We start from the raw sequence: 23,297 nt of genomic DNA on the forward strand, positions 1-23,297 counted from the left end.
TCCTATCCAATACGTTGGTGTCGAGCTGTCAAAGTGTAGTATCCCTTTCGAGCGTCCAGTGCCGAGCAATGGCGGGCTACCTTTTAAGTAACAAATTTGACTCCTAAAAATGCTTCTTCTTTCAATTATCGCATTCGTCGCCACGCTTGGATTTTTAAGGCGTTCGCGCGTCATTGGGGCGTCTTCCGGTAAGATCGCGAGTATCCCTTTTGCATCGTTGTGTTTGTTGCTCGCAATTGCTTATCTCGTGAAAAAGCTCGTGCTCCTGGTAGGTGGTCAGTTTCAAGTTTCAACCGCAACGACGTCTGGAGTGTTGATGGGCCTAAACGTGCTTGTTATTCTGACTTACCTAGCAATAATCAGCGCCGTTTGGAAAGCACTGAACCAGAAAGCGTGAGAAATCGCCAATAAGATCGACTAGCGATTTGTCTCCCCTGAATCTACTGTGGTTCGCGATGTTCGATAACAGACTGGTTTGATATCGAACTTAGTTTCGTCGTGTCGGCGTAGACTTCGTCGAATCTAAGTAGACGCCAGGATGATTTTGTTTCCCTCGTAAATTTGCATTGCAAAGTTGCTCGGAGAGACACAACCTGCTGTACAATCGCGGCGTGGGCATTTTGTCTTTTTTTACGAAAACGACTTCAATTCAGCGGTCTGTTTCAGTCAGATATATAGTTAGAAGGATAGGAGTTCAAAATGGAGAACAATCAAATTCTAACTTTGACAGCAACCTTCGAGGGTCACGCCCAGCAAACCGAGAGCGGCATTGAATACTGGTTGGCCCGCGATCTACAATTTTTGTTGGGCTATACCAAGTGGGATAACTTCTCGAACGTAGTTGGAAAGGCTAAAACGGCCTGTGAACTTTCAGGACATGAAGTTGCTGACCATTTTGCCGACGTCGGCAAAATGGTCGAACTTGGTTCAGGAGGACAGCGGGAAATTCCGGACATCATGTTAACTCGCTATGCGTGTTACCTAGTCGCTCAAAACGGGGACCCGTCCAAGCAAGAAGTAGCGTTCGCCCAAACCTACTTTGCTATCCAGACTCGCAGAGCCGAGTTAATCGAGCAGCGATTATTGGAGGCAGAACGTGTGTCCGCGCGTCGAAAGCTTTCAAATACAGAGAAAGAGCTTTCGGCGGTCATCTTCGAACAAACTGGGGGAAATCAGGATTTCGCGTTGATTCGTAGCAAGGGAGATCATGCCCTGTTTGGTAAGAGTACTCAAGTGATGAAAGCGCAGTGGAAGGTCCCGGACACTCGCCCACTCGCCGACTTCGCACCCACTATTATCCTCAAAGCAAAAGATTTTGCCACCGAAATCACGATCCACAACGCCCGCGAAAAGCAGATGTCAAGTGAACCGCAAATATCGCGTGAACACGTCACTAACAACGAAGCTGTTCGTCAAACACTACTAAGTCGTGGCATTCGGCCCGAGAGTTTACCAGCGTCGGAGGATGTAAAGAAAGTCGAGCGACGCCTAACATCTGACGAGAGAAAGTCGCTAAAAAATCCCGAAACGTTAGACAATTCGTAAAGGTATGTACTTTTGCCTAAAAAGAGAACTGAATCCGATTTCGTCTTCGAAAAGTTGGCGAGACAATACAAGGTTTCGTACTTCAGGAAGATTTGATCGGGTATAAGTTTCTTATAGCGTCGTACTGTATCGCTCCAACCGCTATCGTGCTGATACAGTGGACATGGCTTAGTGCTTTGGAGCCCTAATCCGCATGATTCGAGAGTGCTCATTACTCGCAAGTTTGAGAGGGTGCGCAAGCTTTTTGCCCTTTCCAAGGGGGGCGGTAAGCCGCAAGCTTTCAACCGAATCACTTCGATGCCGAGTTGAACACGCCGCGAAGGAGTGGCAGATGGTAAAATTATTCACCTCTTTGTCGCATCCCGCGCAAATGATCTTCTTTTGACTTATTGCGTTTTGCAAAAATTAAAAGCGAAGTTGTCGGTTATTGGTGACGTGATCCGACGGGAGCCAATCGATAGTGGGCTTCACACGTTCATCATCGTTTCGACTGCCGATGAGGTTACTGTGGATTGGTGATGTTCGAGATGAGATTCGGAACGTAGCTGTCGTATCGAGGGTCTGGCGACTCTCCTTGGGGATTGAGGTCCCCAACAAGGCCGTGGAGTGGAGATGCAACTTCGCCTAGCGATTCGACCGCTGCTAAGGCTGGCATTGCTACCAATACGCCATTGTCTGCTGGCGAAAACAAATGCTTGAGCGTATTCAGAGCGGCAGATTGATTAGCAGGACTTCCGTATTGGCCAAGCGCTTCGGCGGCAACAATTTGCACGTTCTGGGATTCGTCTTGTAATGCCTTCTGCAGCAACGCAGAATGAGTCATAACCGCTTTCTCTCCACGCATCAGAATTGCTTGTGCGGCCCAGAAACGTACGGCGCTGTCGTTGTCTTTGAACCCTTGCAATACCTTGTCGACTACGTCGGTGTCCGAATTGGATGCTAGTTCTGCCATCGTCAGAATTCGTTCCAGCGGGTAGTCATTTTCTGAGCGCGCCATTTCGTATGGCGTACGGCCTTGGCTGCGCGTGTGGATCTCGCGCTCTGGCAAGAAGCAAACATCGCGAACGTCAAGGATGTGCTGTCGATTCGCGTTCCGCAGTCGCTCGAGAGTCGATGCATGTTCGGGTGAACCAGCTAGGTTGACGATTTCATCAGGATCGGTTGCTAGATCGTACAATTCTTCGGACGCTTTCGGGATACTCCAGAACTGCGACTGCGCGGGCGAAGTCTTCCCTTGCTTGAATAGATCGCGCCAAACACGCGTTGTCGGTGTCTCGAACTGGTAGGCAACGCGTTGCGCTTGAGATACGTGTGGATAGTAGTTTCGCAAGTAAACGAAACGCCCATCTGTTACACTCCGCACAAGATCCATTCGTTCGTCCATTCGACCGCGCTGACCATACAAGTACGGCTGAGGCTCTGATTGATACGTGCCTGCAAATGCGTGTCCCTGCATCCAATCGGGTGGCTGGATTCCAACGATGCTCAGCAAAGTCGGTGCAAGATCGACGAAGCTGACCATTCTGTCGGACTTGCCACCGGCAGAATACTCCTTTGGTGCAAGGTGTTGCCATTTTTCGGGAAAGTACACGACCAAAGGGACAGCCAGTCCCGAATTGGAAGGCCAACGTTTGGATCGCGGCATGCCGCTTCCATGATCCCCGTAGTAGAAGACGATCGTGTCGTCGGCAAACCCAGCCTCATCCAACTCTCGCAGATGCTTTCCTGCGTCTGCGTCTGCTTCACTGACCTTATCATAGTATTGCGCCCAATCCTGTCGCACCTCGGGAGTATCAGGATGATATGACGGGACGCGGACCTTTGCGGGATCCGTTATAGCTTGATGAGGTCGCGTTCTGATCTGGCTTTCGTGGCTTTTTGTCGAATTGAAAATTGCAAAGAAGGGCTGATCCGCCGGACGATTGCGCCAATGAGCTTTGTTGGATGAATCGTCCCAAACTTGGCCCACCTCGCGCAGATTGTAGTCCTTCTTGCTATTGTTGGTGCAGTAATAACCTGCCTCGCGTAAATACTGTGGGTAAAGTTTCATTTCGTCCGGTAGCGAGACCATCGATCGCATGTGCAGTCCGCCGCTGCTGGACGGGTAAACTCCAGAAATGATGGCCGTTCGGGCCGGTGCGCATACCGGAGCGGTCGACCAGACGCGATTGAACAGCATGCCTTTCGCTGCGAGTGCATCGATGTTGGGCGTTCTCGCAAGTTTGTCGCCATAACAACCCATTTCCGGGCCATGGTCTTCGCTCGTGAGCCAAAGAATGTTAGGCAGGTCAGCTGCCGAAGCGATCGCTTCAGTCGTTCCGAGAGTCAGAAGCACACATAGAAGTTTCAAAACATGAAGCATGGCAGTGCCTTCTGATGTAGAATAGCGACAAAATCGCAGTCGTGGCTGCACGCCTATTTTATCCTAGGATGGCTCTTCTGGAAAGCAAGCCACGCTTCTCGCGAGATTGCGGTTCCTTGCACATCGATGTACACGAGATTCGGCAGCGATCCTAACGGCTCAAGTACTGCGTCCGTGACAGTGGTCCCTGTCAACCAAAGCTTCCGCAGCTCGTTCATCGCTCGCAGTTTTGTTATACTGCTGTCCGTCACATTACAATTCGACAAGTCCAGCTCCTCAATCCCTTGCACGGTCAGGATTGCGTCGAACGCCGCATCGTCTGCTTCCGTGCTCTCCATATTCAACCGGCGAGCCGACCAAGTTGCATGTTCATTGGATAAGAAGCGTCCATCCACTTTTGTAAAAGACAAATCGAGCCATTCAAAGTTGCGATGGGACGTTGGCCACTTCGCCAATATTTCATCCGTAATCGCCGTTCGCGATAGAACAAGATCTGCACGTGGCGGTTGAAGCGCGTAGGATTGGAAGTTGGATTGTTCGCCGAGCAAAAATGTATCATAGGCGGCTCGCAGTTCATCATCGCTTGCGATTTCCAGTAGCGTAACGTCAGGTGATCCGCGATGGACACTCTCGGCATATCGTAAAAATTGTTCTCGTGATGCTCGAGAAGAATCGAAAAAATAATGGGCGAGCCCCGCCGTTTGGCTGTAACGGATTTGAATGTCCACAGGCTGTTGGTACGCATCGCGCGAGTTCCCGCGCAGTTGAGGCCAAGGCATCCAAGTCATGTCGTGCAATCGGCGATAGCGAGCCGCTTGCAGTCGCGGCGACTCCCAACCGCCCAGCATAATGTACGATTCGTCAACGCCCGGACGCAACGAAAGCGATTCCATATAAGTCGCCATCGCTTCAAAGGCCCAGAAATCGGTTTGGCGAGCCCAGTCGATCGTGATTCCTCGACTCCACACATTTGCTAGGATCTGGTGAGTCACCTCATGCCGCAGAGCTGAACGAGTCGCAGTGTCTTCGGCCCAAAAACAGTAGACTGTGTTAGTCGTGGAATCAAAATAGCCATTCGTGAGCTCGATTTGTTTGCTCACCTTTGAAAGCAGGCGGACGTACGACGCGCGAGTTCTTAACACTTGGACGTTCAGCAGTTGAGCGTCATCTTTCAATTCAAGCATGGCTGCGAGCGCTGCATAGGTCGACTCGCACTCTTGGACAATGCCTTGCCATGTTTTGGGGAGCGTGTCGACTTCGAAGAGAAAGTGCTGGCTGCGGAGGAGCACAGCGTTTCGATTTTTTCGTGTTGCCAGCAGGGCTTTGTCTTTAGGACGTTCCCAACGAAGATCGAGCGAAGTTGATTTGCTCGATTCGTCAGACTGAACGTCGGCATCGCTGCAAATACCCTGCCACTGGGAGGGAAGCGTCTCGATTGAAACTTGAGGTGGCATGCTTTCGTTCGAGTCGCTCGGTTCAACGCGAATAAGCATTCGATCCGGTGCCGAAATACTTCCTCGAAAGGCAAGCGTTGCGTAAATCGATTGTGCTTGTTGCGATGTGAGCGTGCCTTCGGCTAGACCGTCCAGTAACTTTTGCTGTAGGTTTTCGTTTACGGTCGAAACTTGCCCCAGCGCCTGCTGTTGCACGATCGGGCTATTCTGAATAATCGCAATACATAACCAAAGTCCCGCTAGGACATGCCGGGGAAGCCGAACCGCAGCCAAACTCGCTGCGTAAAAAGCCCACGCAGTTACCGCATAGGAAAACTTTGATGAATGCGGTAAATTTTTAGTCTTCAAGACTCTGGCCTTCAGCGATATGCGAAGATGCGGTCGCAAACGATTCCATTGTCGCGTTGCAGTGATAACTAATTTTACCCAAGGAAGTGAACGATGCGATTCAGTCCGGCTCAAAAGTCGACCAGAAACAGGGGATTTGCAAGTTTATTCCGGCCAGCAGCTACGATCGCAATGTTGGCGTGGTTCGCCGCGACCAATTGCCCGTCAGCGGCCGTCGGCCAAGAGGCCTCCAAGCAGTCTGGAATCGACTTGACGAACGTCTCCAAGGATCTTGCTCCCGGTGCCGACTTCTACCAGTATGTAAACGATAAATGGCTGCAGGAAACGGAGATCCCCGGCGATCAGTCCAACTATGGTGCGTTTACAGCGCTGGACGATGCGGCCAAACAGGACGTTCGCGAATTGCTTGAGGCCGCAGCGGAGAAGGGCGATGCGGCGGACGAAATAGCCAAGCAGGCCGGTGATTTATACGCTTCATATATGAATATCGAGCTGCGAAATCAGCTTGGCATGGAACCGCTCGAAGGGCTGCTTGAAAGCATTCGGAGCATAGAAAGTAAAGAAGAGTGGACGAACCTCGCCGCGCAGCTAAGCCGGATCGGGGTGAACAACCCAATGGGTTATTATGTCGAGCCTAACGCAAAGAAGTCTACACAGTACGCTGCCTACGTCGTTCAGTCCGGCATAACGCTACCCGATCGAGACTACTATCTTGAAGATCAACCGCGCTACATCGCATTTCGAGGTGCGTTGCTGAGCTATTCGACTGCGTTGCTTGGCAAGGCCAATTATAGTGACGCGGCGGAACTTGCAAAATCGATCCTTGAATTCGAAAAGAAGATCGCAACCGTTCAGTGGACAAACACTGAGCTTCGGGATCCGATCGCCACTCACAACGTGATGGATGTACAAAAGTTCGCGTCGAGCAATCCCGAGCTAAACTGGGTCGAGTACAGCGCCATAGTTGACTTGCCGACCGAAGGCGAGGTCATCATCGGGCAGCCAAGCTTCTTTGCGGGCGTGGATGCCGCGATTGCTGAAACGGACTTGGAAGTCCTGAAGGCTTATAGTGCCTTCCATTTGCTCGACTACTTTGCTGACACGCTTAGCGAAGAGCTCGTGCAGTTGCATTTCGACTTTCATCGCAAAGCACTCAGCGGCGTTACCGAGCAAGAGCCGTTGTGGAAACGCGGAGTGCAGCTTTGCAATGGTTTGTTAGGCATGCCTGTCGGTCAGCTTTACGTGAAAGAGCATTTTTCGCCCGACGCGAAGTCACGAATGGTAGAACTGGTCGACAATTTGAAGCGAGCTTTCTCCCAACGAATTGATGGTCTTGAGTGGATGGGGAATGGGACCAAGCAACGTGCCAAGGAAAAACTGGGCATGATTACTACCAAGATCGGTTACCCCGATGTTTGGAAAGACTATTCGTCGGTTCAAATCAATCGCGATGACTTGTTTGGAAATATCTTGGCGATTGCCGAGTTCGAACACGTTTACAACTTAAGCAAACTGGGCAAGCCTGTTGATCGCAACGAATGGCATATGCCGCCACAAACAGTAAATGCTTACTACAACCCTTTAATGAATGAAATCGTTTTCCCAGCAGCGATTTTGCAGCCGCCTTTCTTTAATGTGCAAGCGGATGACGCAGTAAACTACGGGGCCATAGGAGCGGTAATCGGCCATGAAATCAGCCACGCCTTCGACGACAGCGGCAGCGAATATGATGGACACGGTAATTTGCGAGACTGGTGGACGGAACAGGATCGCAAAGAGTTTGAAGCTCGTGCAAAGAAGCTTGTCGCGCAATATGGGGCTTACAAGCCATTTGACGATGCGAACTTGAACGGCGAACTGACGCTGGGCGAAAATATTGGTGACCTCGGAGGCCTAACATCGGCTTTCACAGCCTATCAACTGTCACTGGAAGGAAAGAAGTTCACTGTGATTGATGGTCTGACTGGAGAGCAGAGATTCTTTATGGGTTGGGCACAAGTTTGGCGTCGTAAGTACCGCGAACCAGAACTGCGGAGACGACTCTTGACCGATCCGCACTCACCGAGCCAATATCGTGCCAATGGGATCGTGTCGAACATGGATGGCTTTTACGAAGCGTTCACGATTAAGCCTGACGAAGCGATGTATGTTCCCCCGAAGGATCGCATTAGGATTTGGTAGTGATAAGAAACTGTAGGCACATTGATAGGTTGGATGTAGGTTGGATGATAGTTCGTCTTGATTAAATACGCAGATGGAAAAAGTTTACATTGAGACATCAATCGTCAGTTTTGCCACGGCTTGGCCGAGTCGTGATATTCAGACCGCCGCATTGCAACAGCAAGCGCGCGATTGGTGGAGCTCTGAACGGCCAAAGTTTGACCTTGTTACTTCGCAGTTGACGCTTGAGGAATCGTCTCGCGGTGATCCGACAGCTTCTGCTAAGAGACTGAAACTACTAGCCGGCCTCCCGCTTTTAGACATTGACAGTGATGTCCAGGCATTGGCTGGACTTTTATTGTCAGGGCATATGATGCCGCAAAAGGCTGCCGCCGATGCTTTGCATGTTGCAGCGGCAGCGTTAGGTGGAGTAAAATACTTGTTGACACTTAACTGCAAACACATAGCGAACGCACATGAGTTGCCCCGTGTCTACAAATTGCTGGATGACGAAGGGATTAGGGGCATGCTAATTTGCACACCTGCGGAATTTTTGGGTGGTAATTGAGATGGAAAACTCAGAGTCAATTCTGGATGAACTACACACGATACGCGAACAACTGCTCGCCGAATCTGGCGACACCTTAGAGGGACTCGTGGCTCGGTTGCAAAAAGAACAAAGAGAGTCGGGACGAATCGTACTGAAAACGCGACGAACAAATCATTCCATCGAAGTCGCCGATCAACCGCTTCCCGATGTTGGAGCAACGCCACAGACTCGATGAATGCGTACAAACTAATGAGCGAACCGCTAGTACCGTAGCATTTCTTGCATGGAGGATACGGTTTGGTCGGGCGCGAGCGTGACGATCGAAAGGACTACCAATGCTACTGCCAAGCCGACTGCTAACCAAGGGCTAAGCGAGATGCGGCTCTTGGGTTGTTGTTTGATCAACTGTTCCAGTTCGCTGTGAATCTGAATCCAGCCAGCTAGACTTTGCTGGCGCGAGTTGGCGACGATTTGAGCTGTCGATTGAAACGCATGTTGCTCGACGACGCCACTAATCTGTAGATTCGGACAGTAAAAGGCATTTCCCGCCCAAGTCGCGTCGGGATCTAGCTGGCTGACCAGATGGTGAAGTATGCCCTTCAGGTTTGTATTCTTCATGGAATAGCCGACAATACGAGGTCGTTGGCTGAGTGCAATAAGCGACAGCAGGAGCATGTAGAGCATCGCTAAGCCGAACCAAACTCGGCCGCCCAGAAAATTAAAGGTTGCTTGCGGAAAGAACAGCGTAAACGGTCCAACCATCATCACGCCGACCAAACCCATGCCCAGCGCGATCAAGTCTCGCGTTCCAGAAACTAACAATGGCCGGCGCCGGCTTGAATAGATGCCGATTACGATAAAGTAGACTGCGAGGGGCAGGAGGATGACAATCCAAGTGAAATGATCAAGCATCGAGGCTCAGGTTTGTTTCGTTATTGGTAACGGCGGTCTACAATCTGCCATCGATCCGATGTTTATCATTCGGTATCGCGCATAGATCTGGTCCGAGGCGAGGGGCTTCACAGTCGGATGCTTCATTCTAGCTTAACGGCCGGACCGAGCCATTCGCTTGAGCCCGAAGAAAAATTGTTACGCTAAGCTGTCGGAAAGCGAAGGATTGCGTGAAGTTTTCCGTTTGAAACTTTCGCTGTCGCCAAATTCCTTTATAACAAAGACACCGTAGTAGACTTAATTTCCTCGCACAATAGCCCCGGACGGATATGTTCAAGAAGAAAACGCCCGCAGCCCCAGCTGAAACTGCCAGCGATTTCAAGCAGTCGTGGACCGATAAAGCGCAGTTTAATCCGACGGCTACCACGCGGCGTGTGCTGACCAATTTCGATGAATGGCGAGCGTCGCGAGAATGGGGGACGATCGCGCTGGGACTATTTCCGCTGCTCTTTCTCCTCACCGTTATCGGCATGGTCATTTGGGGAAAGACGGTGGCGTCTCGGGGTCTGCTTATGACCTACGTCGAAGCTGCTGAGCAAGCAGCACCGGTCAAGGAGGACGGGACTGGTGCGAATGAAGCGACGGCCGCGGATGAAGGTGACGCGACCACAGGTACAATTCCAGAACAAAGCGAAGAGCTGAAAGAGAAAGAGCGGCAAGAGTTGACCGACTATGCAACGCTCCTGTTCAAACGCGTGTTGGCAGTTGAGAAAGAGAACAAACGTGCACGCTATTACGTCGCAGCTCGATTAGGCGAGCAAGGCAACATGCCAGTCGTGCGCGGTATGATGGCGTCGCTGGCTCCTGACACTGATTCGGGCTATCCCGCAGCGCACGCCTGGATGGCTGGCAGCATCCTTCAGCAGCTCGCCGCCGGTGCCCAGTCAGTCGACATCAAACAGTTAGAGCATCATCTGGATATTGCTGCGAACTGGGGCGGGACCAACCCGCAACTTTTACTGCGTCGTGGAGCGATGCTGGAAAAAGATGGCAAAATAAACGAAGCTTTGCGAATGTATTCGATCGCTGCCGACCGCGATCCGCAGTTTCATCTGATCTTGGCCGATGCATTCCGTCGGCATAACCAACGCTCGCGCCTTCAGGAAACGACACAGCGAGCTATTTCTCATTATTCTCGGCACTTAAACACGGATCGCGAATCGGATTCCGATCGACTTGAGATTGCTCGGGCGTATTTGTTGCTGAATGAACCCGACAAAGCGATCGCTATTTTGGACGAGGGGTTGCGCACGCGGGGGACCGACAACAATTATCGCCGCGCGATTTCCGAAGTTTATCGTTTGAGCTACCTTTCTACAGCTCGTATTGAAGGACAGCAATTTCAAGCAAACTTGGTGTTACTTGACCGGGCCGTCGAAGCCGATCCGACAAATCCACAACTTGGACAGGAGATTTCACGAGTAACCGCGATGCTGGCTGGTAACACGATAACTCAAGAAACGTTGGACTCGTTGAGCGATCAGATTGCTGCGGGAGCTGCACCAGTTGTAACTCACACGTTACTCGCGAACGTCTTCTATATCGACAAGAAGGTTGACGAAGCGATCTTGCATTGGGATTTGGCGTCGAAGATCAACGATCGATTCGTACCCGTGCTGCGAAGTCTTGCGTTGGCTTTGGCGATGAAAGAAGAGCCGGATTATGATCGGGCTTTAGAGTTAATTGACCACGCGATGGAAGTGAGCAAAGATTCATTGTCAGTCGCGGATGCAAAGGGTGATATATTGCGAAAAATGAACCGATTGGAAGAGGCCGCCAAATCGTACGAGGCTGTTCTAATCCAAGGTCCGCAAAACTTGCAGACTCGCGCAAAACTAGTAGAAGTCTATGACGCATTGAATCTCCCCGAGAAGGCTGACCGTGAACAAGCAACTCTTGATACGCTTAAAAAACGAATACAAGAAATTGAAGCACAGCGGGCAGCCAACGCCGCCAAAATGAATGCAGAAGCCGAACTCAAGAATGCCTCCGATGCGCCCGAGAATGTTGTTGATGACGCGATCCCCGCTGAAGACAATCTCAATGTCGCGCCCGGTTCGACAACTGAGAGCCTTAATGATCTAATACGGGAGTTAGAAGCGCCAGCAGCCCAGCAGGACGAGCAAGCTCCAGCAGCTACGCCTGAGTAGCGTCAGCTTGCGGCTATTTTCATGTTGTTCAATCTTTCTTAATCCAACCCGCCCACAATGGTACCCGACGAACCGCTCCAGTTTGAACCAGTATTCCGCTCTTATCTGTGGGGAGGAAATCGGCTCAAAGGGCGGCTTAACAAAGCGGTCCCCGATAGCGGTCGGTGGGCCGAGAGCTGGGAAGTAGTCGATCACGGGGAAGATCAGAGCGTTGTTCGTTGCGGAACTTGGAAAGATTGGACCCTAAGACAACTCATCGAGTCGTTTCCTCAGGAAATACTGGGTGTTAAGGCCGCGAGCCAGCATAAAGGCTTCCCGCTGCTCCTGAAGTATCTAGATTGCCATTCCGTGTTAAGCGTCCAAGTGCACCCAGATGACAAGTATGCATTGGCGATGACTCCTCCCGACCTCGGCAAAACTGAAGCGTGGTACATCGTCGACACCGAGCCAGATGCAAAACTTTACGCAGGCCTGAAAGCCGGCGTTCAAGCAGAGGATCTAATGGCTGCAATCAAGGCAGGTAAGACGGACGAGTGTTTGCACGTGCTGACACCTGCTGCAGGAGATTGCGTCTTTATACCCGCTGGCACCGTTCATGCCTTAGGTAGTGGCCTGATCGTTGCGGAAATTCAACAAGCGTCAGATACAACCTTTCGCTTGTCAGATTGGAACCGAGTTGACTCAGAAGGCAACTCTCGTCCTTTGCACGTCGAAAGCGCATTGGAAGTAATCGATTTCCAACGCGGGCCGATTGAAAATCAGAAACCTGAGCCCTACGACCACTCGGAAATCGATGGAACTGGGAGTGTCAGTAAACTTGTGGCATGCGATAAGTTCACTTTGCTGCGGATGGAGCGAGGAGAGTATCGCTTTCCGAGTAAGGATATGTTTCGTATCTTCACGGTCCCAACTGGATCGGCCGTGCTAAATTGCAAGGGTATTGAGACACATCTATCGGTCGGCGAGACGGTTTTCGTACCAGCTGCTGCGCCAGAGGCCTCGCTCGTCGTCGATGCCGATTCAATTGTCTTGTCAGCAAGTCTGCCAGCTTAGACTGAATATGCCGCATCCACGCTTAGTTTCCAGTGCTCAGAATCCGCTCATCAAATCGGCAAATACGCTACGTCAAGCCAAGCACCGCCGGAAGTCTGACCAAATATTAATCGATGGCGAACGAGCGATCTTGCAGGCGATCAGCGCTGGATGGCGGTTCAGCTCCGTAATCTCATGCCAGGATCGGGCGGGATCAGGCGAGCGAGAATCATTGGCTGAAGCGCTGGAGAATAGCGACTTGACGTTTGATTGGATTGAAGTGCCCGGAGATGTTCTCAAGAAAGTTTCGTATGGGCAATCCGTCCATCCAGTGGCGGTCGCGTTCCCGCCAACGCGAACTTTAGAATCGATAGAGAATGTGGACAGCGAGCGGTCGGTCATCCTAGTGCTAGACAAAGTTGAAAAGCCTGGCAATATTGGAGCAGTGCTTCGCTCGGCAAATGCACTTGGCGTCAACGCCGTGTTACTGAGCGAACCTGTCTGCGATATGTGGAATCCGAACGCCATACGAGCGAGTGCAGGCGCGATCTTTGAAACACCAATGGTCTCTGATTCATCAGTCGCCGTTTTCGATTGGCTGATCGGAAAACACTACTCTATTTTCGCAGCGCGAATCGAAGATTCGGTTGACTATCGAACCGTCCAATGGCCAAGACGCGTCGCAATTGTATTGGGAAGCGAAGCCTGGGGACTGGGCGGCCGCTGGCGCGATGCTCGTGTTCAGAACATCCGCGTTCCGATGTCTGGTCTAGTTGATAGTCTTAACGTTTCCGTCGCAGCTGCCATTCTCGGTGCTGCTGCAACTTCTCATTAGACTCATGCTAAGCCTAGCGAAGTCTGCCTCGCAGACTATTCGTCTGAAGAGGATTTAGTAGGTGCTGTAGTATTTGACTTGACTGCGGTAACACCTAACAAACCAGCACCCTGAGTGGCTTCGTATCCCCAGATTAAGAAGATCATGTAGGACGCAACCATTCCAAGAAACGCGACGTTTAGCGTCAAGCCATTGAACAGCAGTATTGATGTTCCGATTACGAATCCCACGATCGACGTAATCATTCGACTCATGTTGTTTGGCGGGCTCACCGGGCGATGCGTGTTACTGCGAGCAATTGCGGTTCGGGCGGTCTCGTTCGCGAGCGCTCGCATGGCAGCCAAATTCAGATTGTTTTCGGGCGCAGCCGATCTAGGTGTGTAGTTGTGAATGTCCAGAGATTCAACCTCCTCTGTCTCATCCAAGTCCGAGTTGATCTGCTCGGTTTTCGCCTTATCGTAACTCACGGTGTTTGCTTGCGGAGCGATTTTGGTCGTTGGAACGCTCACGATTGCCGAGTCGCCCTTTACGCGTTGCAGTAAACGCTGCATGTACTCTTCAACTGACTCTTCTTCTTCCTCAACTTGTTCAGGTTCCGCTTGTCTGGGCAGCTCAGCATGTACATTTTCGGCATACCCAATCTCGCTCTCCTCTTCCTGTTCGAAGTCATCGGATATCATCTGGTCGGCATCGATATCAACTTCATCTGCCTCAGGAGTAAGTCTGTCGTATGTAGCAGGCGCACTGGGCTGAATCATGCGTTCGCTGTTTCGAGTGTACGTCGGAGCAATTTCCTCGTCTTCGAATTCGTCGGCAAGTGTGGAGTGCGGATGGGCGTCATCGTAAATGGAATCAGCGTAGGAAGATTCATCGTCTGACGATTCGTCATAAGATTGCGGGCTGTGTTCAGCGTCGGTTGAGTCAACAGCGAGTGGGGCCTCATCGAAGCGGACTTCAAACCGACCCGCAAAATGGCCTTCTGGTTCGGCATAGTCCTCTGATTCAACGTATTGTTCGACTTCAGGAACCAAAGCGTCTTCAACTGGAGCAACTATTTCTTGATCGTCTTGTTCTGTGAACCAAGATGGTAGCTTCGCAGCAGGTTTTTCTTCGCCCAGTTCTTTGGAATCGTCCCATTCGTCAAACTCAGTAGGAGTGCTAACCAAGTCGCGGATGAACTCGCTGTCGTCTACGGGAACACTGTCCGTACTCGACGGAAATTCGGCGTCTACATAAGAATCAATTTCCTCTGAGGCGTACAGGCTTTCCGAATCGCTGCTGGCTTCACTCGGTTGTTCAAAGTACTCTTGGACCGGTTCGCTATAAGACTGGTCGTCAGCCTCAAGTTCCTCGCGCATTTCCAGCGCGGCGTATGAGGCAATGTCAAATGAACCATTGCTGTCGTACGGTTCTTCGTCCGAATAAAATTCTTCTTCTGCGACAGTGCTAACTTCATGGTCGGCCGTCGAATGGTATGCGTTTTCATCCTCGTAGCCACTGTAATCGTCGCTTGCAGGTTCGTCATGGAAGGACTGGGCGGAATATTCGTTCGAAAAGCCCGAGTCATCGAAATACGCATCGGTACCGCCAACTAGTTCGGAGTCCGCTTCATCGACGTCGCTGGCGTAATTATGAGCTTCAACAGAGGGCTCAGATTCGATTGATTCTACATCGCTGTAAGCAAGCTCAAGCGAATCTCGTAAATCATCGGAACTCCCCTGATATTCTGTAGGCTCGCTATGTTCAACCGTTTCGCCGTATCCATCAAAGTGCGAAGGATACTGCGGATGTTCGGCGTGGGCGTCGGTTGCTTCCAGTTCAACTTCTTCAAAGACGCCCGATGCAGCCTCGTCGAACTGGTTATAACTCAACTCTGATGCATCAACAACGTCGTAGGTTTCCCAGGCGTCAGAGGGGGATGTTGCCACAGGGGCGTCGTCCCATGAAAATGCATGCGGCTTTTCCTCTTCAACTTCAAGCAAAACTTCTGCGGTTGCTTGTTCGACGTGGGGGGCCGGGTTAACTACTGACTCAAGTCCACGATTGAGTTGTTGCGATAGTTGCTCTTGCACGACAGCGATTTGTTCATGCAGGCTTAACAGGGTCAGTTCAATCGCCTCGTTCTTCGGTTGAGGTAATTCCGAAATGCGATCATCTATATTCTTGAACTGCGAGCGAATTTCGTCTGCCAAGGAGTGGATTGCGTTATCGTAACGATCCGTAACATGCGAGACGCGCTGATCGAGACTCTCTAAGGCGGCGTTGATCTCGGGTAGCTTTTCCTCGAGCGCTAGCAACTGTTCTTGCGTTCGATCCTTATCACTTTCCCGCTCATTCTTCTCCATAAACTCTCGCCAGTTCTGGCTCAGAGCTTCCAGCGAGTTTTGAAGCGGCGTAACGGAAACGGCAACTGCAGCCAGAGTTTCTTGCAGGATCGATTTACGCAGTTCTTCTTTCGCCTGTTCCGTTAGGACTGACTGGTTTGCCAGCGCGGCATCTACATCGGTCGAAGGAACTTTTGCGTTGCCGTTCAAGCGGGTCGAGGCGTCTTGTAAGGAGCCAACCGTCGGCTGAAAATCGCGACTGGCCCGCACATAGGAAGTGGGATAGACCACAAATCGTAGTTTCCCCAAACTGATCGTTGCTGGCTCATCGATTAACCATTCGCTGACCTGTTTACGGCCGACGCGAAAATCGCCTTGCGAGCATTTTATCAGCGTATTGCGTCGTCCGAAGACGATGTTCGCATGGACCGGGGCTAGGCCGCCGTTGGAGATGCGGACGAAGCAATTCGGGCCCGAACCGATTGTGCACTGCTGAGCATTGACGAGCCACGATTCAACCGACCGGCCAGATTCGTCCAACAGCTCAATTCGTCCAAACGAAGTCAAGGCGGCACTCTCACTGCGAGCGTCCGAACATCCGTTGGTAGTTTGTGAATGAATGCTCATTGTAACAGGAAACCCATCGACGTCTTTCGATCGAGGTATGCTATCTAAAATTGCGCAAATTCGGACAGTGTCCACTCCGCTATCTCTTATTCCTCTATCGACCGAAGCGACGGCCGCCCCTTCCGTTGGCAAAGATTTTCTCAAGATTCTTCTTCGAAAATCGGACTGGTCGATAGAACGCTCAAGGCCCGGACGGGAAATGTAGAAGGTAGGAAATTTGGGCGATTAAATTGAAGTTGCTAGCAAACAAATGTTCAGCGGTGGGTAACCGCCCTACAAGTTAGTCAGGCGCTGATGAACTTTTGGCGAGATAAAGGCGGATGTGGAGTACCGCCGCAATTTTGTAAGATTTGCACCTCAATTCAAAGAAGTGCGACCTGCAAGACTTAGAGGCAATTGGCTCCGGGAAGTGACGGAGAGCCGAAATTCCTCAAATCTTCGCTTTGGCCGACAGATCGCAACGATTTGTAAGTGTCCTGGCGACAGGGATTTACGGAAGATCTATCGCCATACCAGGAATTTTCAGATGAAAATTGCTTTGTTGGCGGAATTTCCGAACTCAAATCGGCATTCAGCGTAATATAGTACCGTTGCGACGGTTGACTTACTGACTGGGTCGGTTGAAACGTAGACGCCAGCCAATCGTGTGCGACATTCTGCTAAGAACGCGAGGGTTTTTTATGTCTCGTCAAACTGCGCTTGCAAAGCTGCGTGACGTCCTTTTACGCCGCAGAGAAGCCCTTCGAAACGCTCTGGCGGGCGATTTGACTTTGCTACAGCAGTTAGCAAAGGACGGCGGCGATTCGGCTGATTGTGCCATGGATTCGACTCAGGAAGAACTTAGCAGCCAATTGGCGGAAGTCGAGAGTCGCGAATTGGGCTCGATCGAAGATGCTTTAACTCGGATTCGCGAAGGCAATTTCGGCGACTGCGAATCGTGCGAAAAGCCTATTCCACTCGCCCGGCTGCAAGCGATTCCACACGCCACAATGTGCATCGCATGCGCCCGACAAGAAGAAATTCGACCCAGGTCGTACGATGCTTATGATTCGAGCGAATCGCCCAGCTGGTCATAGCAACGCGATGCGCATGACGATTTGACCCACATCAGAGCCACATATGGCTCTGATTTTTTTTGGCATTACCCACCAATCCAGCGGTCGATTAGCATTCTTGCAACGATCGGATCTTCGGTGCCTGTGACAATGGTTCGACCGTCGGCGAAGATCGTCATTTCTCCCTCTGCAATACGCAGCCTTACAAAAAAAGGATTCGCGTCAATCGATTCGTTCTGGAGCCGGTGCGAAATTTTTTCGAGGTCCACTCGCTTGTGGTTGTTTCCTCCGATCTGAACAGCGTTTCGCCCACAGAGAACGACGGCCGAGCGAGTGTGCTTTCCGCTTAAGAAGTCGCGGTGGCCCAAACCACAAGCCGGACAAGAGAAGCTCAGCTTCGAAAAGTCTGCTGAAAATCGACGCACCGAAGCGTCCCACGTCTCGATGCTAATCCATTCGCTCCGCAAACTATCCGTGCCTGCAACAATCAGCTTGATCGCTTCTAAGGCTTGCCAGGCCGCCACGATGGAAACGCTGGGCCCGAGCACACCCGCCGTATTGCAGGTTTCCAGTTCTTCCGGATTGGGAAGGTCGGGGAAAATACAACGCAAGCAGCAAGTCTTGCCGGGCACGATCGACATTACTTGTCCACTGCTTCCAATCACTCCGCCGTGAATCCACGGAACGTTTAATTCTAAGGAGCAATCGTTGATCAGGTATCGCGTTTCAAAGTTATCAGTTCCATCGAGAATCACGTCGATGTCCGTGAGCAGCTCAAGCGCATTTTCTGGTGCGAACTCGGTGACTCTCGCATCGATGTCCACCTTCGAATCAATTTTTTGAAGTTGTTCCCGGGCAGCGATAGCCTTTGGCCGTCGTTCTAAAGCGTCTTGCTCAACGAAAAGCGTTTGCCGCGGCAAATTGTCTAACTCCACCCAGTCTCGATCGATCAACCGCAATCGCCCGACGCCCGCACGAACCAACCGCTCTGCAATGGTGGTGCCCAGCGCTCCCGTCCCGATGACCGCTACGCTGGCGGCGGACAATCGCCGCTGCCCCTCCACTCCGATATGGCGGAAATTCATCTGCCGCCGATATCGTCGCAGTTCGTCAGTATATGAATCATTCGTTCCGTTCAACGTCAGCTCGATGGTTCTGTTTTAAAGTCTGGAAGGCGTCACGCTGACTGCGTGTGCACAATGCAAGCATTATTGTCGATTCGCAATGGCTCTAGTCGCCATTGCTTTCCTTTGATGATAGCCCAATCAACAACGCTTCGACCAGTGGTTTATCGATATGAAACCGTAGTGCGACAACTGCACGACGGGTCGTGAGTCGTTCAAAGTCCTAAACTTGGTCTGAGATCCACAGCCCCATATTTTCCGGCGTTGCGGCCGGTTCGTCCAACATGGTAACTTCCAATCAGTATTTCGCCGGCCCGGCTTTTGTAGATTCTGAGGAGTCAATGGTACAGTCGCTTTCCATCATCGTTCCTTTGTACAACGAAGAAGACAACGTTGCGATTCTGTACGACCAGATCCGCGACGCGATCGACCAATTAGCGTGCGAAAGTGAAGTCATCTTTGTCGACGACGGTTCGACTGACCAAACGGTGGCGCGGTTGGCTGAGTATGCCAAAATTGATGACCGCGTGTGCATTGTTCGCTTTCGTAGGAACTACGGACAGACGGCGGCGATGCAAGCAGGGCTCGAAGCTGCCAGTGGTGACGTGATTGTTACGATGGATGGTGATCTGCAAAACGATCCGACTGATATCGCAATGATGCTTGCCAAGATCGATGAAGGTTACGATTTGGTTCATGGCTGGCGCAAGCATCGGCAGGACGCGATGATTAACCGCAAGTTGCCCTCAAAGATCGCTAACTGGCTGATTTCAAAAGTCACCGATTTTCCGATACACGATTTAGGCTGTACCCTGAAAGCCATCCGCCGAGAAATCTCAGATGAGCTAGAGTTGTATGGCGAAATGCATCGCTTTATACCGATCTTAGCTCATTGGCGTGGAGCAAAGTGTGTGGAAGTCGAAACGAAACATCATCCCCGTCGCTTTGGCACGACCAAGTATGGTATCTCGCGCACAGTTCGAGTGTTGCTTGATTTGCTCACCGTCAAATACATGTTAGATTACTTCACTTCGCCGATGAAGTTCTTCGGTCGAATTGGATTAGCGTTTAACGCTGTCGGCGCTTCTCTGTTGTCCGCAGTGGTGATGATGAAAGTTATCAGTGGCGTGGACATGACTGGCAATCCGCTTCTGTTGCTGGGTGGTCTGTTCACGCTGATGGGTGTTCAAGTGCTATCGGTAGGATTATTAGGCGAAGCGAACACACGTCTATATTATTCAAGAGAGGGGCGTCGGCCCTTTGCGGTTCGTGAGACAATGTGGCTTGGACGCTCGTCTCCTCGCATGCGACGAGCCGCGTAAGCGACCGGTGTAGCCTGCAAACGCTTCATCCTGTGGCATCGTTCAAATCGCATCGTTCAATCGCATCGTAGCTGGCTTCGCCTAGAAGCCGGGGATGTGTTGGAGAGCTTTGCTGTTTCACTACGAGCACTGCTGGGCAAGCCAGCAGTGGCACCCTTTTCAGGAACTGTTCGGAGTACCGCCTTCAGGCGGACGCACTCGCAAACCAAGCGCATCGTAGCTGGCTTCGCCATGAAGCTGGTGACGCATTGGAGAGATTTGCTGTTTCGCCACGAGCACTGCTGGGCAAGCCAGCAGTGGCACCCTTTTTCAGGAATCTCATCCTTAAGAAAACGCACCTAACTTCCCCCCGCGTTCTAGGCGAACGCAGCTACGGTGGAGCGTTCTAGGCGAACGCAGCTACGGCATCAAACGATACGTGCCTGGCGAACCATTTGCCGGACGACTTGTTGCGGCTGGCTAGTTGCAGACAAGATCGCCCGCTGTCGATCCGACCATGTCTGCCCTTTGACGATTTCACGAATGTATTCCAAATCGTCGCGACAACCCAACTCCGTGGCGATGTCGCCCAGTTGATCGACCATCTTGTTCGCGATAACAGGTACGGATTCCACTTCGTAGGTGTAGCTATTCACCAGTCGTGCATTGAGCCCGAAGCGACAGGCTCGCCACTTGTTTTGACGGATCATGACCGGATGGCAATCAAACTGATAAGTCCCACCATCGATTTCCTCACTAAGTGACCTGACCAGACACTGGATAAGAGCGGCGATTGCACAGGCATCGTCCAGCGAACCCGGCATATCGCACACTCGAACTTCGACCGTGCCAAAGTTATGGTGCGGGCGCACGTCCCACCAGATCTCGCGAATCGTGTTAATAAAACCCGTTTCGACCATATGATTGACTAACCAAACGTATTCGCTCCAGTTTCTCATCAGCGGCGGCAGCCCGGCCGTCGGCAAGCCTTCCATAATTTTTGTACGGTGCGACTGCAGTCCAGTGTCGCGCGACTCCCAATAGGGACTGCTGCACGAAATCGCAAGCAACGTCGGCAGATGCTGCATAATTCGATCGCAAATCATGATCGCCTTGTCGCCCGATTCAACCCCTACATGAACATGCAACCCGTACGTAACGAGTCGCCGAGCCATCTCTTGCAACGAATCTACAAGTCCGAGGTAACGCTCATTGTCAGTAACGATCTGGTCCTTCCAGCGTGAAAACGGATGCGTTGCTCCCCACCAAAGTTGGATGCTGTTGTTGTCCGCAAAACTTTGCAGTGTCTTTAGTTTTCGTGAAAGATCCGCTCGAGCTTCGCCCACGTTCATGCAGACATTCGTGTTGATCTCGATGCAGCTTTGCATCAGCTCGGGTTTGTAGTGCGAGATGCCAGCTTTCTCAAGATCGCCTAACAACCGATTGCAAGAATTCGATAGTTCCATCGTCTCGGCATCGATCAAACCCAACTCGATCTCTACACCTAAGGAAGGAGCCGAGTTTCCGTTAAACATAATCTTCGTCATGATTGACTGGTCGCCTTGTACATCAGAACTGCGGCTGTCAAAACTTTGATTCCAATCGCGATCGATCGCTCGTCGATGTCAAAATGAGGGTTATGAAGCGGCGCTTGACCGATCTGGTCGCCAGCAACACCTAATCGCATCATCGCGCCAGGACAGTGTTCAAGATAGTATGAAAAATCTTCACTACCCATACTAGGTCTTTCAATCGAACGAACGGCAGCTTGGCCTAACATCTCGTTGCCAGCTAATCGTAGCAGCTCAGTCATATGAAGGTCGTTGTTTACGGTCGGAGCGGACATCCCCAAAGTCATTTCGACTCGACATCCGGTCTCGACTTTGATTGCTTCGTTGATATCCTCTAGCAACTCTAATGCCTGAGCGCGGACACCTGATTCCAAAGTCCGAAGTGTCCCCTCAAGCTCGGCCGTTTCGGGAATGACATTCGCGCTGTGCCCCGCATTGAACTTACCAACTGAGATCACTACGGTTTCCGCAGCACTGATCACCCTGGAAAAACGTGAGTATGCCGACTGTATCCAGCGAGCACCAGCTTCTATCGGATCGATAGCCAAGTGTGGCCGTGCCCCATGTCCACCGCGGCCATGAAAAACAAGCCGGAACATATCGCAGCTGGCCGTTAATGCTCCAGGTTTTAAACCAATGCAGCCAACCGGCCACACGGGGTCGACATGCAAAGTCAAAATCGATTGTACATCCCGCAGTGCGTGATGATGAATCATGTACCTTGCCCCTGTTGCGATCTCTTCCGCCGGCTGAAATATGGCTCGAAAGGCGAACGTCGTTGGGAGCAAACCTTGCAACTTCAATCGCTGCAAAACCATAGCGACACCAAGCACAACACAAGCATGCACATCATGGCCGCAAGCATGCATCACGCCTGGAACGCGGCTGCGATAGTCGACCAATTTTTCGTCTTGAATAGGCAGAGCGTCGATGTCACCACGCAGTGCGATATACTCGGGCTTGTGCGACACGCCATCAGCAAGAATGTCGCACGTCAAACCGCGACGCTCCGGCGGTATGACAACGGTAAGCTCTAGTTCTTGCAGCTTTTTGGCGATGAAGTCAGTCGTCGCAAATTCTGCTTCTGACAGTTCGGGCGTCTGATGTAAATGCCTGCGTGCTTTAACAAGGTCCGGCATCACTGCGTCGATCGCGGCAAGGATGGCTGATTTACGCTCGTTTGTAAGGCTTGCGAAAGTCGACACGGTTCGTAGTTTCTTTAATGGGCAATCGGACGACACTCACCATCAATGCTAAAAAGGCGGCAGCGATTTCGTTTGCCAGGCTTTCACTGCTTCGATCGGATAGGTAAGCATAAGGACGTTGATCGTTAAATTATCGCGTATCCAGATCAGAAGTAATAGCTCCATCAGCACGAACAAGCCCAACCCCCAACGCCATCCGATTCTTCGTACGACGCCAAATCCAATCATGCAAGAGATCATGTCGCCTATGGAATTCGCGATTGAATCGCCGAAATAGTCCAGCGACGCGGTGTTCTGACGATACCGCTCGATGATCATGTTTGAATTTTCAAGCAATTCCCAGCCTGCTTCGATGACCATGGCGATGCAAAGTAACCACATTACTCGATGCGGCCCAAACCAACTGCGAGGTATTGCGGCAGCCAGCAACCAATAGAACAGAAAGCCATGCAAAACGTGCGTGATCGAATAGGGATCAAAAAAGTGCTGCGACGTGTGGTCATTCCAAGCATGCGGTGTTGCCAAGTGCAATGGCGAATCGAGCTTGCACCACCAGATTCGTCCTTGCAGGTGCAGTATTGCGGCCATTACGATCAGGACAACGGCGATCGAAAACCAAGCGGACCAAGCCATTGGTTTGGCTGGAGTATTGGTCGGAGATTCGACCTTAGTCGTGCTTGCGATTGTTGTCGTTGTTGTCATA

At 51.4% G+C, this 23,297-nt stretch carries 18 protein-coding genes; 10 read left to right on the forward strand and 8 right to left on the reverse strand.

Annotated features, from left to right (window positions below):
• Nucleotides 1-109: 109 nt before the first annotated feature.
• On the forward strand, nucleotides 110-397 hold the full coding sequence (locus tag SH451x_RS08260; RefSeq protein WP_479361974.1) for a hypothetical protein: 288 nt from the start codon (nucleotides 110-112) through the stop codon (nucleotides 395-397).
• 302 nt (nucleotides 398-699) lie between these two features.
• Nucleotides 700-1,545 carry a DNA damage-inducible protein D gene (dinD, locus tag SH451x_RS08265; RefSeq protein WP_479361975.1) on the forward strand — a complete coding sequence of 282 codons (846 nt, stop codon included), beginning with the start codon at nucleotides 700-702 and terminating at the stop codon, nucleotides 1,543-1,545.
• A gap of 502 nt (nucleotides 1,546-2,047) precedes the next feature.
• Here dinD and SH451x_RS08270 read toward each other — a convergent pair.
• Entirely contained in the window at nucleotides 2,048-3,907 is a 1,860-nt protein-coding gene (locus SH451x_RS08270; protein ID WP_479361976.1) for a sulfatase-like hydrolase/transferase, read from the reverse strand.
• A gap of 53 nt (nucleotides 3,908-3,960) precedes the next feature.
• Nucleotides 3,961-5,709, reverse strand: coding sequence for a hypothetical protein (locus tag SH451x_RS08275; protein WP_479361977.1), 1,749 nt, complete (start codon nucleotides 5,707-5,709; stop codon nucleotides 3,961-3,963).
• 93 nt (nucleotides 5,710-5,802) lie between these two features.
• Between SH451x_RS08275 and SH451x_RS08280 the strand changes: the two genes are divergently transcribed.
• The 3 genes from SH451x_RS08280 to SH451x_RS08290 all read left to right on the forward strand — a co-directional run bounded on the left by SH451x_RS08280 (nucleotide 5,803) and on the right by SH451x_RS08290 (nucleotide 8,654).
• Nucleotides 5,803-7,890 carry a M13 family metallopeptidase gene (locus tag SH451x_RS08280; RefSeq protein WP_479361978.1) on the forward strand — a complete coding sequence of 696 codons (2,088 nt, stop codon included), beginning with the start codon at nucleotides 5,803-5,805 and terminating at the stop codon, nucleotides 7,888-7,890.
• Nucleotides 7,891-7,963: 73 nt separating this feature from the next.
• Complete coding sequence (locus SH451x_RS08285; RefSeq protein ID WP_479361979.1) at nucleotides 7,964-8,437, forward strand: PIN domain-containing protein; 474 nt, start codon at nucleotides 7,964-7,966, stop codon at nucleotides 8,435-8,437.
• A gap of 1 nt (nucleotide 8,438) precedes the next feature.
• Complete coding sequence (locus SH451x_RS08290; protein ID WP_479361980.1) at nucleotides 8,439-8,654, forward strand: hypothetical protein; 216 nt, start codon at nucleotides 8,439-8,441, stop codon at nucleotides 8,652-8,654.
• A gap of 26 nt (nucleotides 8,655-8,680) precedes the next feature.
• On the opposite strand, the gene SH451x_RS08295 is transcribed toward SH451x_RS08290, so the two are convergent.
• Nucleotides 8,681-9,331, reverse strand: a complete 651-nt coding sequence (locus SH451x_RS08295; RefSeq protein WP_479361981.1) for a hypothetical protein — start codon at nucleotides 9,329-9,331, stop codon at nucleotides 8,681-8,683.
• Between the two features lie 308 nt (nucleotides 9,332-9,639).
• Between SH451x_RS08295 and SH451x_RS08300 the strand changes: the two genes are divergently transcribed.
• Genes SH451x_RS08300 through SH451x_RS08310 form a run of 3 tightly spaced genes read left to right on the forward strand, consistent with a single transcriptional unit; the run spans nucleotide 9,640 to nucleotide 13,387 of the window.
• A complete protein-coding gene (locus SH451x_RS08300) occupies nucleotides 9,640-11,520 on the forward strand; it encodes a tetratricopeptide repeat protein (protein ID WP_479361982.1) in 1,881 nt (626 codons plus the stop codon).
• A 57-nt stretch (nucleotides 11,521-11,577) separates the two neighbouring features.
• Nucleotides 11,578-12,573, forward strand: coding sequence for a type I phosphomannose isomerase catalytic subunit (locus SH451x_RS08305; RefSeq protein ID WP_479361983.1), 996 nt, complete (start codon nucleotides 11,578-11,580; stop codon nucleotides 12,571-12,573).
• A gap of 7 nt (nucleotides 12,574-12,580) precedes the next feature.
• The gene (locus SH451x_RS08310; protein WP_479361984.1) at nucleotides 12,581-13,387 is read left to right on the forward strand and encodes a TrmH family RNA methyltransferase; all 807 of its coding nucleotides are present in this window, start codon (nucleotides 12,581-12,583) and stop codon (nucleotides 13,385-13,387) included.
• Between the two features lie 35 nt (nucleotides 13,388-13,422).
• Here the strand turns inward: SH451x_RS08310 and SH451x_RS08315 are convergent, their stop codons facing one another.
• Nucleotides 13,423-16,338 (reverse strand): hypothetical protein, encoded by a 2,916-nt coding sequence (locus SH451x_RS08315; RefSeq protein WP_479361985.1) that lies wholly within the window; start codon nucleotides 16,336-16,338, stop codon nucleotides 13,423-13,425.
• A 680-nt stretch (nucleotides 16,339-17,018) separates the two neighbouring features.
• Between SH451x_RS08315 and SH451x_RS08320 the strand changes: the two genes are divergently transcribed.
• Nucleotides 17,019-17,414 (forward strand): TraR/DksA family transcriptional regulator, encoded by a 396-nt coding sequence (locus SH451x_RS08320; RefSeq protein ID WP_479361986.1) that lies wholly within the window; start codon nucleotides 17,019-17,021, stop codon nucleotides 17,412-17,414.
• 65 nt (nucleotides 17,415-17,479) lie between these two features.
• On the opposite strand, the gene SH451x_RS08325 is transcribed toward SH451x_RS08320, so the two are convergent.
• On the reverse strand, nucleotides 17,480-18,532 hold the full coding sequence (locus SH451x_RS08325; RefSeq protein ID WP_479361987.1) for a ThiF family adenylyltransferase: 1,053 nt from the start codon (nucleotides 18,530-18,532) through the stop codon (nucleotides 17,480-17,482).
• Nucleotides 18,533-18,858: 326 nt separating this feature from the next.
• Here SH451x_RS08325 and SH451x_RS08330 point away from each other — a divergent pair, with 326 nt between their 5' ends.
• The gene (locus SH451x_RS08330; protein WP_479361988.1) at nucleotides 18,859-19,839 is read left to right on the forward strand and encodes a glycosyltransferase family 2 protein; all 981 of its coding nucleotides are present in this window, start codon (nucleotides 18,859-18,861) and stop codon (nucleotides 19,837-19,839) included.
• Between the two features lie 407 nt (nucleotides 19,840-20,246).
• Here SH451x_RS08330 and SH451x_RS08335 read toward each other — a convergent pair whose 3' ends face one another.
• The 3 genes from SH451x_RS08335 to SH451x_RS08345 are packed head-to-tail and all read right to left on the reverse strand — an operon-like array spanning nucleotide 20,247 to nucleotide 23,296.
• Nucleotides 20,247-21,365: a carboxylate-amine ligase gene (locus SH451x_RS08335; protein ID WP_479361989.1), complete on the reverse strand. Its 1,119-nt coding sequence runs from the start codon at nucleotides 21,363-21,365 to the stop codon at nucleotides 20,247-20,249.
• A complete protein-coding gene (locus tag SH451x_RS08340) occupies nucleotides 21,362-22,594 on the reverse strand; it encodes an amidohydrolase (protein WP_479361990.1) in 1,233 nt (410 codons plus the stop codon). The genes SH451x_RS08335 and SH451x_RS08340 overlap by 4 nt, the downstream gene beginning before the upstream one ends.
• Nucleotides 22,595-22,642: 48 nt before the next feature.
• Complete coding sequence (locus SH451x_RS08345; RefSeq protein WP_479361991.1) at nucleotides 22,643-23,296, reverse strand: DUF2585 family protein; 654 nt, start codon at nucleotides 23,294-23,296, stop codon at nucleotides 22,643-22,645.
• Nucleotide 23,297 lies beyond the last annotated feature (1 nt).

The organism is Njordella aestuarii (assembly GCF_056494165.1).

Coding starts and splice junctions, on each gene's coding strand:
- SH451x_RS08270 (WP_479361976.1), bottom strand. CDS start 3,907: ATGCTTCATGTTTTGAAACTTCTATGTGTGCTTCTGACTCTCGGAACG.
- SH451x_RS08285 (WP_479361979.1), top strand. CDS start 7,964: ATGGAAAAAGTTTACATTGAGACATCAATCGTCAGTTTTGCCACGGCT.
- SH451x_RS08320 (WP_479361986.1), top strand. CDS start 17,019: ATGTCTCGTCAAACTGCGCTTGCAAAGCTGCGTGACGTCCTTTTACGC.
- SH451x_RS08290 (WP_479361980.1), top strand. CDS start 8,439: ATGGAAAACTCAGAGTCAATTCTGGATGAACTACACACGATACGCGAA.
- SH451x_RS08335 (WP_479361989.1), bottom strand. CDS start 21,365: ATGACGAAGATTATGTTTAACGGAAACTCGGCTCCTTCCTTAGGTGTA.
- SH451x_RS08305 (WP_479361983.1), top strand. CDS start 11,578: ATGGTACCCGACGAACCGCTCCAGTTTGAACCAGTATTCCGCTCTTAT.
- SH451x_RS08345 (WP_479361991.1), bottom strand. CDS start 23,296: ATGACAACAACGACAACAATCGCAAGCACGACTAAGGTCGAATCTCCG.
- SH451x_RS08315 (WP_479361985.1), bottom strand. CDS start 16,338: ATGAGCATTCATTCACAAACTACCAACGGATGTTCGGACGCTCGCAGT.
- SH451x_RS08310 (WP_479361984.1), top strand. CDS start 12,581: ATGCCGCATCCACGCTTAGTTTCCAGTGCTCAGAATCCGCTCATCAAA.
- SH451x_RS08300 (WP_479361982.1), top strand. CDS start 9,640: ATGTTCAAGAAGAAAACGCCCGCAGCCCCAGCTGAAACTGCCAGCGAT.
- SH451x_RS08280 (WP_479361978.1), top strand. CDS start 5,803: ATGCGATTCAGTCCGGCTCAAAAGTCGACCAGAAACAGGGGATTTGCA.
- dinD (WP_479361975.1), top strand. CDS start 700: ATGGAGAACAATCAAATTCTAACTTTGACAGCAACCTTCGAGGGTCAC.
- SH451x_RS08295 (WP_479361981.1), bottom strand. CDS start 9,331: ATGCTTGATCATTTCACTTGGATTGTCATCCTCCTGCCCCTCGCAGTC.
- SH451x_RS08330 (WP_479361988.1), top strand. CDS start 18,859: ATGGTACAGTCGCTTTCCATCATCGTTCCTTTGTACAACGAAGAAGAC.
- SH451x_RS08260 (WP_479361974.1), top strand. CDS start 110: ATGCTTCTTCTTTCAATTATCGCATTCGTCGCCACGCTTGGATTTTTA.